General features: G+C 55.5%; 12 protein-coding genes and 1 tRNA gene. 8 read left to right on the top strand and 5 right to left on the bottom strand.

All coding sequences use genetic code 11. The features are described 5' to 3' along the window. Positions 1–13 precede the first annotated feature (13 nt). The 3 genes from R5R73_RS06670 (at position 14) to R5R73_RS06660 (ending at position 3,927) form a co-directional block, all read left to right on the top strand. A tRNA-Arg gene (locus tag R5R73_RS06670) sits at positions 14–90 on the top strand. Positions 91–714: 624 nt separating this feature from the next. Continuing rightward, positions 715–2,151, top strand: coding sequence for an IS1182 family transposase (locus R5R73_RS06665; RefSeq protein ID WP_322529225.1), 1,437 nt, complete (start codon positions 715–717; stop codon positions 2,149–2,151). 414 nt (positions 2,152–2,565) lie between these two features. Then, a complete protein-coding gene (locus tag R5R73_RS06660; protein WP_322529224.1) occupies positions 2,566–3,927 on the top strand; it encodes a KAP family P-loop NTPase fold protein in 1,362 nt (453 codons plus the stop codon). Positions 3,928–4,043: 116 nt separating this feature from the next. Here R5R73_RS06660 and R5R73_RS06655 read toward each other — a convergent pair whose 3' ends face one another. Beyond that, on the bottom strand, positions 4,044–4,496 hold the full coding sequence (locus R5R73_RS06655) for a GNAT family N-acetyltransferase (protein ID WP_110631200.1): 453 nt from the start codon (positions 4,494–4,496) through the stop codon (positions 4,044–4,046). Positions 4,497–4,952: 456 nt separating this feature from the next. On the opposite strand from R5R73_RS06655, the gene R5R73_RS06650 reads away from it, so the two are divergent. The 3 genes from R5R73_RS06650 (at position 4,953) to R5R73_RS06640 (ending at position 7,634) form a co-directional block, all read left to right on the top strand. Then, positions 4,953–5,189, top strand: coding sequence for a hypothetical protein (locus tag R5R73_RS06650; RefSeq protein ID WP_322529223.1), 237 nt, complete (start codon positions 4,953–4,955; stop codon positions 5,187–5,189). A 263-nt stretch (positions 5,190–5,452) separates the two neighbouring features. Beyond that, on the top strand, positions 5,453–6,589 hold the full coding sequence (locus R5R73_RS06645) for an MFS transporter (RefSeq protein ID WP_322529222.1): 1,137 nt from the start codon (positions 5,453–5,455) through the stop codon (positions 6,587–6,589). A gap of 58 nt (positions 6,590–6,647) precedes the next feature. Continuing rightward, positions 6,648–7,634 (top strand): MDR family oxidoreductase, encoded by a 987-nt coding sequence (locus tag R5R73_RS06640; RefSeq protein ID WP_322529221.1) that lies wholly within the window; start codon positions 6,648–6,650, stop codon positions 7,632–7,634. Positions 7,635–7,670: 36 nt separating this feature from the next. Here the strand turns inward: R5R73_RS06640 and R5R73_RS06635 are convergent, their stop codons facing one another. After that, positions 7,671–8,105, bottom strand: coding sequence for an Rrf2 family transcriptional regulator (locus R5R73_RS06635; protein WP_322529220.1), 435 nt, complete (start codon positions 8,103–8,105; stop codon positions 7,671–7,673). An 80-nt stretch (positions 8,106–8,185) separates the two neighbouring features. On the opposite strand from R5R73_RS06635, the gene hmpA reads away from it, so the two are divergent. Both hmpA and R5R73_RS06625 read left to right on the top strand, forming a co-directional pair. Further along, complete coding sequence (hmpA, locus tag R5R73_RS06630) at positions 8,186–9,406, top strand: NO-inducible flavohemoprotein (protein ID WP_322529219.1); 1,221 nt, start codon at positions 8,186–8,188, stop codon at positions 9,404–9,406. 40 nt (positions 9,407–9,446) lie between these two features. After that, positions 9,447–10,517 carry a nitronate monooxygenase gene (locus tag R5R73_RS06625; RefSeq protein WP_322529218.1) on the top strand — a complete coding sequence of 357 codons (1,071 nt, stop codon included), beginning with the start codon at positions 9,447–9,449 and terminating at the stop codon, positions 10,515–10,517. A 37-nt stretch (positions 10,518–10,554) separates the two neighbouring features. Here R5R73_RS06625 and R5R73_RS06620 read toward each other — a convergent pair whose 3' ends face one another. The 3 genes from R5R73_RS06620 to R5R73_RS06610 all read right to left on the bottom strand — a co-directional run bounded on the left by R5R73_RS06620 (position 10,555) and on the right by R5R73_RS06610 (position 14,880). Continuing rightward, positions 10,555–11,193, bottom strand: coding sequence for a hypothetical protein (locus tag R5R73_RS06620; protein WP_083387395.1), 639 nt, complete (start codon positions 11,191–11,193; stop codon positions 10,555–10,557). 434 nt (positions 11,194–11,627) lie between these two features. Then, the gene (locus R5R73_RS06615) at positions 11,628–12,320 is read right to left on the bottom strand and encodes a DUF1003 domain-containing protein (protein WP_322529217.1); all 693 of its coding nucleotides are present in this window, start codon (positions 12,318–12,320) and stop codon (positions 11,628–11,630) included. Positions 12,321–12,876: 556 nt separating this feature from the next. Next, on the bottom strand, positions 12,877–14,880 hold the full coding sequence (locus tag R5R73_RS06610; RefSeq protein ID WP_322529216.1) for a nuclease-related domain-containing DEAD/DEAH box helicase: 2,004 nt from the start codon (positions 14,878–14,880) through the stop codon (positions 12,877–12,879). Positions 14,881–14,926: the final 46 nt, after the last annotated feature.

Genomic DNA, 14,926 nt, shown 5'->3' with positions numbered 1-14,926 from the left:
TGTCCTGCCTTCCGCCCCCATAGCTCAGCTGGATAGAGCGGTCCCCTCCTAAGGGACAGGTCTCAGGTTCGAATCCTGATGGGGGCACCAAATCTTCTTCCTCGACACTCCCCGGAACGCCACCAAGCGCCTAAATCATGGCGTTACGCCCATTTCCGGCTCCCGTAATTCCCGATTCTTCCCCCTCGAATCCGGTGCGAATGGCATGCTCAGGGGAATACTCCTGTTCGATTTTCCCCTCGTATGACACCACGCCACCAGCCCTATGAAAGACCGAAACCACCAAGCCTAACCCCACAAGCAATCGCCCGCCCACCAGCCGGACGCGCCATGCGCTGTTCATGGCCGAAGCGCACGAGCATCGTTCAAGCCTGGCCTTCACATGCCGATAGGAAAAGAAAGGCTCGGGTTTCCTTGCGCCCCGCCTGCGCGCTAGAGGGGCTACTTTTATGCAGCGCTACAGAGTGCGCTGAGCCGCGTCGTTGTTGGGCTGCGGGCGGTTTCTTAGCCCCGAAAAATCATGCGAATGTTGCATTTTGCAGCCTCTCCAACGAAAAACGGGAGGCGACGGATAGAGAAATGAAACGAAGTGCGCCAGAGATTGATACAAAAGGTATTCCTAATAGAGCTTGAGAAAGCTGACGGGTTCCGACCGAGGCTGTGTGAAAACACCCCGACCGTTATACTTTGCCAAGGCCCGCTGAGGAAATGGCGATGAAGCGATTCGTGGTAGGAGAAGCCCGAGATCAAAGTACGTTGTTCCCCGCGCTTTTGGACGACTTCATCGCAGACGATAACCCGGTCCGTGCTATTGAGGCGTTCGTGGAGGGCCTCGATCTCCGAGGGCTTGGTTTCAAGGGCGTCGATCCGCATGCGACAGGAAGGCCCGCCTATCACCCCGCTGTACTCCTGAAGCTTTATATCTACGGCTACCTCAATCGTATCCAGTCGAGTCGCCGCCTGGAGCGCGAGACGCAGCGTAATGTCGAGATGATGTGGCTGACGGAGCGCCTGACACCGGATTTCAAGACGGTCGCAGACTTCCGAAAGGATAACGGCGAGGCCATCCGCCGTGTCTGTCGAGAGTTCATCGTGCTTTGCCGGCGGCTGGATCTGTTCTCACAAGCCATCGTGGCCATCGATGGCAGCAAGTTCAAAGCCGTCAACAACCGCAACCGAAATTTCACGGCGACCAAGATGAAACGTCGCCTTGAGCAGATCGAAGAAAGCTTCAACCGGTACCTTGGTCAGCTTGATGCAGCCGACCGAGATGAGCCTGCTCTGGCCGAGGCCAAGACAGCGCACCTGAAGGAAAAAATCACGAAACTCCGGGAAGAAACTGCACGATTACAAGCAGTTGAGGAAGAGAGGCTGAAGTCTCCCGATAAGCAAGTATCTTTGACGGATCCGGATGCCAGAGCGATGGCCACCAGTGGCAGAGGTACCGGAAATGTGGGTTACAACGTACAGACGGCGGTCGATAGCCAGCACCATTTGATTGTGGCACATGAGGTGACCAACGTTGGGCATGACCGGGGGCAGCTCTCTAATATGGCCAAGCAAGCGCGAGAGGCCACTGGCATCAAGGAGCTGAAGGTCGTGGCTGACAGAGGCTACTTCAAGGGCGAGGAGATTCTGGCCTGTCACAAGGAAGGGATCACTACCTATCTCCCCAAGCCGCTGACATCGCCAAGCCAGGCAAAGGGCTTTTTCCCAAGAGACGCATTTCGGTATCTCCCTGGAAGCAATGAATATTCGTGTCCCGCTGGACAGCGGCTGACATGGCGGTATGAAACGATAGATAAAGGGTTGAAGCTGCATGCTTACTGGAGTTCGGCATGTGCAACCTGCGCCATGAAGGAAAAATGCACGACTGGCAAGCAACGACGGATCAAGCGTTGGGAGCACGAAGATGTGCTTGAATCTGCGCAGTCACGTCTCGATTGGAATCCAGAGATGATGCGCCTGAGGCGACAAACAGTGGAGCATCCGTTTGGGACACTAAAGGCGTGGATGGGGGCGACACACTTCACGACGAAGCGGCTCAGAAATGTGAGCACGGAAATGAGTCTTCATGTGTTGGCGTACAACCTGAAGCGTGTCATAAAGATCTTGGGAGTCAATGGGTTGATGAAGGCTACGAGGGCCTAACAGCCCTTTTCTCATATTTTCAAGGAGCCATAAGGGCGAGATGAATGCTTTCTGATGGTTTCATGATTTCCATATCTCACAACAGCATCAGCCGGCAATCATCCAAGCAATGGCTTGTGTGGACTCAATAGGAAGCTGAGGGGGAAGGTTCTTGAGTCAGACCAGATTTTTTATGTTTTCACACGGCCAGGACCCAAAGTGGCCCCACTAGTAAAGGCAGATAGCACGTTCTTCGGTTGTTATATAGCATGTACAATGATTAGCACTTATTGACAAGTTATCGTTAGCATAAAGGTGCTTAACAAGATTAGGGTGTAGGTAAGCGTACAGGATAAGATTGTTGAACGTGCATGCGCGTTCAAAGAGAAATATCGAACAAGCAGTCTAACACCTGTTATGCGCAAAGGAGTAAAAATGAACATCGTTACACCTCCGATTATCGTAGGAGAAAATGAGGCATTCGAACAAGATGCCCTTGGGCGAAGCAATTTTGGTCAATCGCTATTGAATCTAGTTTCTCAGTCAAGCGATGAACTTGTTATCTCTCTCGATGGAAAGTGGGGTGAAGGAAAGACTACGTTTGTAAAAATGTGGCAGGGAATGCTTAACCAGGCGGAGGTGCCCAATATTTATATTGATGCTTTTGCAAACGATTATATAGATGATGCATTTATTGCTGTTGCTAGTGCAATTACAAAATATATTGAAGAGAATTCCGTAAACCCGGATGATGAGAAGTCAAGGGAATTCCGTGAAAAAGCAAAGCTCGTTGGGGTTCAATTATTATCTTGGACTGCTAAGGTCGGAATTAAAGCAGCCACATTGGGTGCAATAAAAGATAGTGACATAGAAGAATTAAAAGATATTAAATCCGATATAGCTAAAGGATTATCCACAGTCGTAGGTGACTTTGTCGGTGAAAGGCTAGCATCACACAAGCAAGATGTAGAGCGGTTTCAATCATTTAAAAAATTGCTATCGGAAATACCAAGTCTTCTTAGCCCCGAAGGTGATAAGCCTTTCGTAATAGTTATCGATGAGCTGGATCGTTGTAAACCTACTTACGCCGTAGAACTAATCGAAAAAGTTAAGCATCTGTTTTCTGTAAAGAACGTAGTATTTGTGCTCGTCATGCATAGAGAGCAGCTTGAAGAAGCCGTCAAGTGTGTTTACGGAGAAAACATAGATGCGCACACTTATCTTCAGAAATTCATTAATATAGAAACTACGATTCCCAAGAAAATTGGTGACCGTCACGATAACGACATCAATCAGTACAATAGAAGGCTTTTCGATTTACATGAAATAGAGACGTGGGGAGATGGTCGCAATCTAGTGGATTGCTTGGAAGTGCTCGCGATGCACTTTAATTTGTCATTGCGTCAACTTGAGCGGGTCTACACAAATTTGGCTGTTTTTTACGCATCTTCATCAGAAAATCAACTTAGACTTGTTCCAGTGATTTCTTTTCTGGCAGTTATAAAGGTAGTTAACCCAACCGTTTACGAGGCTCTTTTACATCAAAAAATAACCTACGAAGAGCTTTGCCAAAAGACTGGGCTATCTGACCATGACCAAGAAGATAGTAGTTTGAGAAAGCTGCAGTTTTTAGCGATGTGGCTTAAGTTCTCGCTTATAACGGATAAGCAGTTTGAACAACTGGATGAAAATGATCGAATAAGAAGCTTCGGCCAATCATTGTGGCAGTACAATGTAGAACGAGAGCGACTAATGCCTATATTTATACAAAAATTAAACATGTTTACTGTTGCATAGAAATGTATAACAAGCGCATGTTGTCGGACTGGTTTTCCACTGCGCTTCAAACTAGCCGCAAATGCGAGCGTTAATCAACCCTGACTAAACGTTCGCTCATAACCGAATGCTGTCACTTACAGATCACCCGCCGCGGATCGGGCTTTGATGAACTTCATCAAGCCGCGATCCTGCTTCTCAACGGGAAGCCAGCCGGCACGCTCGTAAAACGCATAGGCTCGACTGCCGATCTCGGTTTCCAGCCAGATCTCGTCGAATTTGGCGAATAAGTGGCATTCGGCTCTCTCGAGAAGTAAGCGGCCCGCACCTCGCCCTTCATGGTCGGCGCGGACGAATAGCCCAAATACGCACCCGGTCTCGTCGCGAACCATCGAAAAGCCCACGGGTACTTGATCAATCTCCGCAACCCAAAGACAAGGGCCCTGGGCGAGCATGGCGGCAATGGCTCCAGGCGTGATGCCCATCTCGGTGAGTTGCTCGTGCGAAAGGTGGTTCTCCGCCACGCTGGTACGGATGGCGAAGATCTCATCGATATCAGCGTTACGAGCTTCTCTTACTTGAATTGGCATATGTCGATACCTTGGCAGCAACGGCTTGCCACTGATGAAAAGCCGGCGAGCAGCTATTTTGAATCACCTAATGCCTAACGGCGAGCTCACTTGGCGGCTTGCGGTCATAGACTGCGGGCCAGCAACATGAATGCGATACCCAAGGCTGTGACTCGGTGAGGCCCGACATTCAACTCAACCACACGGCAATTGCACGACCTGTACAACTTCGCACCTCATCGCCCTACCCCAGCCGAGCCTTCTCCACGTTGATATGGCGCTTCAAGGCTTGACGTCATCCTGACAACGACTTGTACTCGAAAACTTCCTTGTACAAGTTTTGGTGACGTGCCATTATCTTTCTGTCGGCAAGGATCGCCGGCACGGGGTGAGGCACCAGCCGCCTGACCCTACGGTATATGCCCTACATAGATCGATCAGGATGATCGGTTGGTAACAAGCCAAGGAAGGCTATTCATGAAACACGACATTTCCTGCCCGCGATGCGGTTGTTCCGAGGCGATTTCCAGTGACGGCGATCAGGACTGGGACGAGATCACCTGCCTCGCGTGCGACGAGTTCATTGGCACCCGGGATTATCTCAGCGGGTTTCACTCCCGGCACTATCGGTTGCATGCCTTGAGTCTTTCGCTGGGCATGATGATCCAGATGACGCATGAGGGAGGTCTTTTGTCCCCGACGAAGGCGGCCTGATACCCGATCGATCGACAGACGAGTCGCAGCCGCGGCCACGATGAACGTCGGGTTCGATGTCATCCGCCGCTTTCTGCTCTATTCGCCCGCCTACATCCGGTTCGAGTTGTTCTAGTGGTCTGTTCCCTGTGTGCCGCTCTCCTCGAGCGGCTTTTTTTGGTTCGGCTGTTTTTGGTTCGATGAGCCGAGCGGCGCTTTCCGTTCGGACGCTACAATGATGTCTCCCTGAATTGTGTCGAGTGGCCCACAAGTGGAGTTCGTTCATGCCTAGCGCCCGTAAAACCTGGCTCGCCGTGGCGGCCGCCTTCGTGCTGAATGGCGGGCTCTTCGGCGCGTGGGCCTCGCGAATCCCCAGTGTCGTCCAGCAGAACGCCATCGATGGCGGCCAGTTGGGGCTGCTGCTGTTGCTGCTGGCGCTGGGCGCCATCGTCTCCTTCCCGCTGGCCGGGCGCGCGTCGGACGCGTTCGGTGCCGCGCGCACGACGCTCTCCATTGCGGCCTTCTATGCGCTGGCGCTGATCCTGATCGCGCTGGCGCCCAACCTGTGGCTGCTGGCCCCGGCGCTCTTTCTGTTCGGTGGCGCCCACGGTTCCATGGATGTCGCCATGAACAGCTGGGCCGGCGAGGCCGAGCGCTACATCGGCCGGCGGGTGATGTCGTCGCTTCACGCGATGTGGAGTTTGGGCGCCGGCCTGGGTGCCGCCGCCGGCTACCTGGCCGTCAAGCTCGACCTGAGCCTGATCGTCCATTTCACGACCTTTGCCGTCCTGCTCTACGCCGTCACCAGCCGGTTCGCCCATATCGGCTGGCAGTCCGAAACCCGCCCCCGAGCGCCCGGCGGCAGCCTGTTCCCGCTGCCCAAGGGGCCGCTGCTGTGGGTGGGGATCATCGCCATGTGCGCGTCGATCGGTGAAGGCGCCATGGCGGACTGGAGCGCGCTCTTCCTGGTCTCCGTCACTGCCGCCAGCGAGGCCCAGGCCGCGCTCGGCTATACCGTCTTCTCGATGGCGATGGTGATCATGCGGCTCATCGGCGACCGCGTGATATCGATCCTCGGCCCGACGAAGGCGGCGCGCCTTGCCGGTTCCTCGGCGCTGGCCGGCGTGTTGCTGGCCGTGCTGTTTGCCAACCTGTACACGGCGTTGGCGGGGTTCGTGCTGCTCGGCGTGGGCTACGCGCTGATCATGCCGCTGGCGATCACCCGCGCCGCCAACGACCCGCAGACGCCGCCGGGCGTGGCGATCGCCAGCGTTGCCACGCTGGGTTACGGCGCCATGCTGTTCGGCCCGCCGGCGATCGGATTCACCGCCCACTTCATCACCCTGCACTATGCTTTTTGCCTATTGGGGATCCTGGCGTTCTTCATCATCCTGTGCGCCCCGGCGCTGGATCGGCGGTAATCACCTCTCGTCACCGTTCGCCCTTCCCTGATGCCCGATCTCATTCGAGGAGAGAGCCATGTTCAACGCCATACTGGTCAACCAGCAGGAAGACAACTCATCCGAGGCGGTGCTGTCTCGACTGGAAACGGATGATCTCCCGCCGGGCGATGTGCTCGTCCGGGTGGCATGGAGCACGCTCAACTACAAGGACGCTCTGGCGATCACCGGCAAAGGGGCGGTGATTCGGCAATTCCCGATGGTGCCCGGCATTGATCTGGCCGGCACGGTAGAGCAGAGCGACAACCCGGACTGGCAACCGGGCGACCGCGTGCTGATCAACGGTTGGGGTATCGGTGAAGCCCACTGGGGCGGGCTGGCGCAGATGGCACGGGTACGATCCGAGTGGCTGACCGCCCTGCCCGATGGGCTCGACCTGCGCCAGACCATGGCGATCGGCACCGCGGGCTATACCGCCATGCTCAGCCTCATCGCGCTGGAGCGGCACGGACTCACGCCGGACAGCGGCGACGTGCTGGTCACCGGCGCCAGCGGCGGCGTGGGGAGTTTCGCCGTCATGCTGCTGGCGCGGCGGGGCTATCGCGTCATCGCCGCGACGGGGCGCGTCGAGGAGCGGGAGTATCTGGAACGTCTGGGTGCCGCCGAGATTCTGCCGCGTGCCGAGCTGGACAAGCCGGGCCGCCCGCTCGAAAAGGCGCGCTGGGCTGGCGTCATCGATTCGGTCGGCAGCCATACCCTCGCCAACGCCTGCGCGCAGACTCAGGTCGACGGGCTGGTAGCAGCCTGCGGGCTGGCCCAGGGCATGGATTTCCCGGCCACCGTGGCGCCGTTCATTCTGCGAGGCGTGTCGCTGCTCGGCATCAACAGTGTCTTCCGGCCCCATGCGGAACGGGCCGTGGCGTGGTCCCGCCTGGCGACGGAGCTAGACCTTGACCGGCTCGAACAGACCACCACCGAAATCGGCCTGTCGGAGGCGATTGCCGCGGCAGGCGATCTGCTCTCAGGCCACGTTCGCGGCCGGCTGGTGGTGGATGTCAATCGGTAGGCGGCCGCGCTCGCCGTTGTGTCACGGGCGTGCGGCTCAGCCGGGGCTGCTCAACAGCACCCGCAACTCCTGACGATTCTCGACGAGATCGGCCAGCACGTAGCCGTCCAGCACGGCCAGAAGCGCCTGCTGGGCTTTCCATAGCACGCCCTTCAACCGGCAGCCTGGCTCGATCGGGCAGGTGGAGTTTGGCCCGAAGCACTCCAGCAACTCCAGGTTCTCGGTCTGTCTCACCAGCGCGCCGATGTTGATCTCCTCGGCGGGCAACTGAAGTCGCAGACCGCCGCCCCGCCCGCGCAGGCTCACCACGTAACCCAGTTGCACCAGCGTCTGGGCGACCTTGGCCAGATGGTGCGCGGAAATGCCGTAATGCGTCGCGGCCGACTGTACCGTGGCCGGCATCTCTTCGCTTCTCACCGCCAGATAGATCAGCAGTCTCAGGGCGTAATCGGTGTGTGTCGTCAGTTTCATCAGCGCTTGACAGTCATAATTTGGTAAATGATACTCTTATTTAAAGAGGTATCCTAAATACTCATTAAAAAGGAAACAGCATGCCCACTCCCGCCCAGATCGATGTCATCAAGCAGACCGTTCCGGTGCTCCAGCAGCACGGCGAGACACTGACCCGCCACTTCTATGCCCGAATGTTCGAGCATAACCCGGAGGTCAAGCGTTACTTCAATCCCGCGCATCAGCGCTCCGGCGGCCAACAGCGCGCCCTGGCCGGTGCCATTCTGGCCTACGCCCAGCACATCGAAGACCCTTCGGCGCTGGCTAGCGCCATCGAAGTGATCGCCCAGAAGCACACTTCATTGACGATCCAGCCGGAGCACTACCCGATCGTCGGCGAGAACCTGCTGGCCTCGATCCAGGAAGTGCTGGGCGATGCGGCCACCGATGACATTCTCGATGCCTGGGCCGCCGCCTACGGCGAACTGGCGCAGGTCTTCATCGATCGCGAGCAGGCCATCTATGCCCAGCAGCGCGAACAGCAGGGCTGGGCGGGCTTCAAGCCATTCACGGTCGTGCGACGCCAGATCGAGAGCGACAACATCGTCTCCCTGTATCTTGCGCCGGCAGACGGCAGCACACCGCCCGCTCACCTGCCGGGGCAGTATGTCTCGATCCGCCTGCAGGACGCCGACGGCAACACCGCCATGCGCAACTATAGCCTTTCCAACGCGCCGGGAGCGTCCGCCTATCGAATCAGCGTCAAGCGCGAGCTCGGTGACAACGACGTGCCGGACGGCGATGTCTCTAACCGCATTCACGACGGGCTGGCCAAGGGCGACCGTATCGAGCTTTCCCCGCCCTGCGGTGCGTTTACGCTCGAGCTGCCGGCCCCGGCGGAAAAGCCGCTGGTCTTCATTGCCGGTGGCGTCGGCATCACGCCGCTGATCTCCATGGCCCATGCCGCGCTGAACGCCTCCGCCTCGCGACCGGTGACCTTCGTCCAGGCCGCACGCCACGGCGGGCTGCGCGCCTTCACGAGCGAGCTGGAAGCGCTGGCAAGGGATTACCCGAACTTCGAGCTGCACACCTGCTTCAGCGAGCCCCGGGAAGCGGATCTCAACGACGATAATCGGGTGAAAGGCGGCGAGCTGGAAGCGGACGATCTGGAGCGTTGGGTCGGCGGCTGGAACGCGACCTATTACTTCTGCGGCCCGCTGCCCATGATGCAAAGTGTCGACCAGATGCTGGAAGCGAAGGGTGTGGCAGCCGATGATCGGCGTTACGAGTGCTTCGGCCCCTTGCAGCCGCTGAAGGCCTGACAGGCTACGCCCGGTCACCGCAACGACGGAGGTAACAGACATGTCTAGCGGATTGCTCGTCGAGCTCGGTCTGGAGATTCCGATTCTGCAGGCACCCATGGCAGGCGTTTCGACGCCGGCCATGGCGGCGGCGGTCTCCAATGCGGGAGGCTTGGGCGCCCTCGGGCTCGGCGCTTCGACACCCGAGGCAGCGCACCGGGCCATTCTGGAAACGCAGGCGCTGACCTCTCGGCCGTTCAACGTCAACTTCTTCTGCCATGCATCTGCGGTGCGTGACGGCACGCGGGAACGACGATGGATCGAACGGGCCCGCCCGCTGTTCGAAAGCTTCGACGCCACACCGCCGGAAACGCTGGAAGAGATCTACGCGCCCTTTCAGACCAGCGACGCGATGCTCGAGGTGCTGCTGGCAACCCGCCCAGCCGTGGTCAGCTTCCATTTCGGCCTGCCCAGGCCGGCGCAGATCGAAGCGCTGCGCCAGGCGGGATGCCGGCTGATTGCTACCGCGACATCGCTTGCCGAGGCGCGCCAGATCGCGGCCAGCGGGCTCGATGCCGTCGTCGCCCAGGGCTGGGCGGCGGGCGGCCATCGTGGTGTGTTCGATCCCTCGGCGCCGGATGAACAGCGATCGACCCAGGCGCTGACCCGCGAGATCGTTCGCGAGATTCCGCTGCCGGTCATCGCCGCCGGCGGGCTGATGGATGGCGCCGACGTTCAGCAGGCGCAGACCTGGGGCGCGGCAGCGGCCCAACTGGGCACGGCGTTCATCGGTTGCCCGGAAAGCGCCGCCGACGAGGCCTACCGGGCTCGGCTGGCATCCCGCGCCGGCACCGTGATGACCCGCGCCATCTCCGGCCGTCCGGCGCGCTGTCTCGTCAATCGCTTCACCGCCTGGGCCGAGAGCGCTGCGGCGGGCGACATTCCGCCCTACCCCTGCGCCTACGATCTCGGCAAGGCACTGAATGCCGCCGCCAGGGCCAGAGGCGAAAGCGGCTTCGGGGCACAATGGGCCGGCACCGGCGCGAGCCGAGCGACCGACCTCGGCGCAGGCGAGCTGATCCAACGACTGGAGGCGCAAAGACAGGCCGCGAGCCGCCACGACCGCGCCTGAACACGCCCCCTGAATACGCCGCTGATGAAGACAAAGCTTAGCCGTTCTGCTCTCGCATCCACCGGCGAACCACGCGCCGTTTCGGTCTCGACGCGTACCGGCGAGTATCGAGACGGGTCGGCACCAGAACTTCCCCTTCCGAGCTCATCGTCAGCGCGAACGTTCGGGAAGCCCCGACGGGGGAGTCCTCACTGCCGTAGACGGCGATGACACGCAGCTCTATCGCCTGCAGCGTACGGCCATCGGTCGTCCGGAAATCCTCGGAAGGAAGGCCATGGAAACGCAGAACACGATCGATGATGTCGCGGAAGGAACCGATGTGGTTGTAACTGCCGGAGAGCATCGGCCCTTGCCGCGTGGTCTCGACCAGCCGAGAGACTTCGCCCTCCTTGGCCGTCGATTCCTCGAAATCGATCAGATCCCGGGAAATCGCACCCTGATCGGTGTGCAGGATCGCGATGATATGTTCGATGAAAATCGGCTCGGGGCTCATGTTGCTGATGACGCAACGCGCCTGCAGCGTGCGGCCGAAGCCGCGATTGATGATGATCTTGGGCTGGCGTTGCCGCTTGAAGTTGAGGTACAGCAACTGGGCATAGAAGAGCCATACCAGCAGCGTGCATAGACTGGTCAGCGCCGTGATGGCGGAGCTGTTCTGGGAAATCCAATCCATCATTCTTTGCTCACTGCCAACGGTCACGGACCCGAGGAACATAGATCCGAATCAACGCAAAGCGCAACAAAGAAAGGGAGTCGGTTGGCCGACTCCCCAAACGTTGCTCGTCCTTGCCAATTCACCACGGCATCCTGCCGTGCATCCCTGTGTCGCTGCATCCTGCAGCGTTCGTCCCTGTCAAAACGCCGTCCTAGCGCTGACACCTACTGTGAACCTCATCGCCATCAGTTGAATTGATATGAATCAAGTATAATCGCCATATTTGTTTCAAAATGTTTCTATAAAAATAAAGTTGTCGCACAACAGCGTCACTCGAGCGCATTCGCCCGTTCAACCAATAACACCTGCCACTTCCATTGATCGACAACATAATTGTAAGCTATTGAAAAATAAAGACTTTTAAAACAAAGGCAAATATAAAAGACTTATCAGTTCTATTTACTCTGCTCTTCCAGCAATTCAATCTGGATCTGCTGGAGTTCAATTAACTTGTCCCACTGTTGAGCCATCTGGTGGTCGATCTTCTCGTGAAGTTGCCGGATCTCAAGCTCGGCCTTGAGATTGACGCGATAGTCGTTTTCGCTTCGTAACCGATCCTTGGTTTCCTGCCGGCGCTGGCTCATCATGATCACCGGGGCCTGGACCGCAGCCAGGCTGGAAAGTACGAGATTGAGCAGGATAAAGGGGTAAGGATCAAAGGGCCTGGCCAGTACCCCGCCCACATTGACGATGACCCACACCAGCAGCACGGCCGAAAACGTCAGGATGAAGGCCCAGGAACCGCCAAACAGCGCCACCCGGTCCGCCATGCGCTCACCGAACGTCGCGGACCTGTCCAGCAAGTCCTCCGGGTTTTTCGAGATGAGCTGCCTGTTATTGAGACTCTCGATGACCTGGCGCTCCAGCTTGCCCAGTTCACCGCGTTCCTGCTCCAGCATTCTCTCGACGTAGAGATGACGAAACCTGGCGAGATCCTCGCGGCAGATCATCCTGCCCTCTTCCCAGCCTGGCGCCGCACTGGCGATCAACGCAGACACACCCGGCCGCACGGCAATCCAGGGCTTGAGACTCCCCGCCTCGAACCGATGCTGGCAAACGTGGCATATCCCCCTATGCGTATCGTCCATTGCCATTCCCACCTGAATCACGACCGGAAACATCGAGACAGATTAAACGGCATTATCAGTCGGAGAGGAATGGTATTCAGCCGGTGGGGAGAAATGGCGGGCGATGCCATGACGAGGCGAAAATGGCTAAGCGCCCAGTTGAGGAGCCGTGCAGCGACTGACGTCAGGTATTCGGATCAGATAAAGGAGGAGCAATTAAGTCACAACGGGATTATGAGTTCGCTTTTAAATCAATATGTTACTGATATTCAAGGAAAAGCAACCGTAATCGAGCGTAAGGTACAGTTCTTTGGAATCAGTAGCTTAGCGAAAGCTGAGGATAGCACACGAAGCTGGTGTGTGTACCGGTGGTGTACCGCTTTGGGACCACCACTCTCTCGAGCAGCATGCCTCAGGGGGAACGAAAGACTGCTCATCTCAAAGGCATGCTTACCACTTACGGCCAGAAGAAGCCATTGAGTTTTGCTGATATTTAACCGGCACTGGCTTTAATTAATTATGAGCATTCACGTTTCACCGAAACCATTACAGTTGCTTCGTGTGCATGTCGTTAGTTTTAATTCGGAGTAACTCCTATGGTGCCTGTTGGTGGACTTTCAGTGTGATCGATTTCTAGCCTGCCGAGGTGTTTGCTAAAGAAATCAAAGTAAGGGCTATCTTTTTCCAGCAGAACCATCAAATTCTCTTTCGCGCGCGTAAGCCCGGTAAAAACCATTTCTGGACTGTCATTCTTATTGACAATCAGAAATATAAAAGGAGACTCAAACCCCTTGAAGCTATGCGTGGAGCTGAGCTTCATAACCCCACTATTAAGATTGAACCCCATCTTCTTCGCGCCACTGATTTTATCATAGCTTTTAGAATATTTTGGATGCACAGTCACTTCATGTAAAGGGAAAGAGCAAAGAGTTCTCTCCTTATGTGATTCTGAAGTGCGCAGAACGTGATCAAGACTCCTAAGAATCTCTTCCTGCGATGAGATAATGGAAATATCGTTTGGATGAATATTGTTATCTTTGGCAATCAGGATGATTTTTTCAGCGAGTTTATCCGGATTTTTTTGGTCATAAACCCCGTAGGCTTGAACTCCAACGCTGGCTAGACTTAATTGAAAAGATTCATCGACGTCTACTTCGTAGTTCTGAAACAGAAAGTTTTTTTGAAAAGATTCAACCAAGGGGATAATAGGAGAATCTGCCGCATAACGAAAACTTTTGGTGAGTTTCTCCCATCTTCCAAAACCTTCAACGACCTTTGAGCGCCGTTCTTGATCAAGGTCCCGCTTGTAGATATTCTGCTTTTCGTCACCGAAAAGAATCATTTCTCCGTTTTCCTCAAGAAAGTAGGAGCGAATGATTTTTATCCATTCTGGTTTGTAATCCTGAATCTCGTCAATCAAGATCGTTTCATACTTGGTCTTAATTTCTTTATTTTGAAAGACACTCATATTGCTATAGTAGGTATCTTCAAAATAATGATCACGCTGCAGGGCGATTTTTCGTGCTACCTCCCGGCTCGGGCCGTCGTAGTGAAGTTGTTCGGGTAGTTCAACAGGGATTCCAGAATTGTTAAGCGCAATGGTGATGAAGCGGTGATAGTTACTGATATCAAAGGCGGTCCAGGGGAAGTCTTCTCTAACGTCGCTGATCCTGTCATGGATGTAGCTGCGTAGCGTGATATTGAAGGTCAGTATCAGCACTTTTCCACCATGCCGCTTGTGGGCGTTGACGGCTCTACCTGCAAGAACTACGGTTTTGCCTGACCCAGCAAGGCCGCATATCTTGGCACGAGCGTTGGGGGAACTTTGAATCAATCGGACTTGCTTGTCGGTGTAGCTTGGCGGTTTGCCTTCCGAAGCGTAATGGTACGGTGGATTGAGCAGCCGCTTGAATTCGTTATAGACGGATTCATCAAAGACGCTTTTCTTTTCCGTAATAGGAAATCTAATTTTTTTGAGATTTTCCTTATATATAGACAATGACATGTCCCTTTCAAATTTGCGTTTCGCGTAGATGATTCCTTCACGCCTTCTCTCGTAGCGGTCGTAGCTTATTTGTTTTTCCTTAAAATTATTCTCATTCTCGAGTGACTCGCCACGAAGCCTATCCAGATGGGGCTGATACAGCAGCTCTATCGCTGACTTACTTCCGTGATGAAAATAAACGAAGGTCTTAACCATCTTGAAGAAGGCTTTATTCTTAAGGCTTTTTTCCAGCAGACCGTTGACATGGATATCAAAGAAATTTTTCTTGTAGGAAAAAACTTGAGCGAAAGGAGATTTTACCTGTTGCTGCCTTGATGGAAGGTTGACCGCCCATTTGTTTTTCTCGTCAACACTGTAAAGATCCAAGCTCCAGTCTTTGACCTCTATTATGATGATCCCTGCCTTGGGAGAAATTAGTACTATGTCAGGCCGATCCCCATTGAAGCAAGGCTGAAAATACACCTCAACCTCATCATCAAAATGGGTCGCTATAAATTCCAATAGAAAGATTTCACCTTCAGTCGGCTTCTGTTTTGCAGCTTTGGCTACTTCTAGGTTCGGAATGAGGATCGCCATAAGTTCTGACTCGCCCTGTTATTCTTCTGGTTCTAGTATAGATTAT

Origin of the sequence: Salinicola sp. LHM, assembly GCF_034479735.1 — a bacterium.
Classification (GTDB): domain Bacteria; phylum Pseudomonadota; class Gammaproteobacteria; order Pseudomonadales; family Halomonadaceae; genus Salinicola; species Salinicola salarius.
Note: the sequence above shows the minus strand (reverse complement) of the source record. Positions and strands in the feature narration are given on the sequence as shown.

Coding starts and splice junctions, on each gene's coding strand:
- R5R73_RS06625 (WP_322529218.1), top strand. CDS start 9,447: ATGTCTAGCGGATTGCTCGTCGAGCTCGGTCTGGAGATTCCGATTCTG.
- R5R73_RS06645 (WP_322529222.1), top strand. CDS start 5,453: ATGCCTAGCGCCCGTAAAACCTGGCTCGCCGTGGCGGCCGCCTTCGTG.
- hmpA (WP_322529219.1), top strand. CDS start 8,186: ATGCCCACTCCCGCCCAGATCGATGTCATCAAGCAGACCGTTCCGGTG.
- R5R73_RS06640 (WP_322529221.1), top strand. CDS start 6,648: ATGTTCAACGCCATACTGGTCAACCAGCAGGAAGACAACTCATCCGAG.
- R5R73_RS06655 (WP_110631200.1), bottom strand. CDS start 4,496: ATGCCAATTCAAGTAAGAGAAGCTCGTAACGCTGATATCGATGAGATC.
- R5R73_RS06615 (WP_322529217.1), bottom strand. CDS start 12,320: ATGGACGATACGCATAGGGGGATATGCCACGTTTGCCAGCATCGGTTC.
- R5R73_RS06635 (WP_322529220.1), bottom strand. CDS start 8,105: ATGAAACTGACGACACACACCGATTACGCCCTGAGACTGCTGATCTAT.
- R5R73_RS06620 (WP_083387395.1), bottom strand. CDS start 11,193: ATGATGGATTGGATTTCCCAGAACAGCTCCGCCATCACGGCGCTGACC.
- R5R73_RS06650 (WP_322529223.1), top strand. CDS start 4,953: ATGAAACACGACATTTCCTGCCCGCGATGCGGTTGTTCCGAGGCGATT.
- R5R73_RS06610 (WP_322529216.1), bottom strand. CDS start 14,880: ATGGCGATCCTCATTCCGAACCTAGAAGTAGCCAAAGCTGCAAAACAG.
- R5R73_RS06665 (WP_322529225.1), top strand. CDS start 715: ATGAAGCGATTCGTGGTAGGAGAAGCCCGAGATCAAAGTACGTTGTTC.
- R5R73_RS06660 (WP_322529224.1), top strand. CDS start 2,566: ATGAACATCGTTACACCTCCGATTATCGTAGGAGAAAATGAGGCATTC.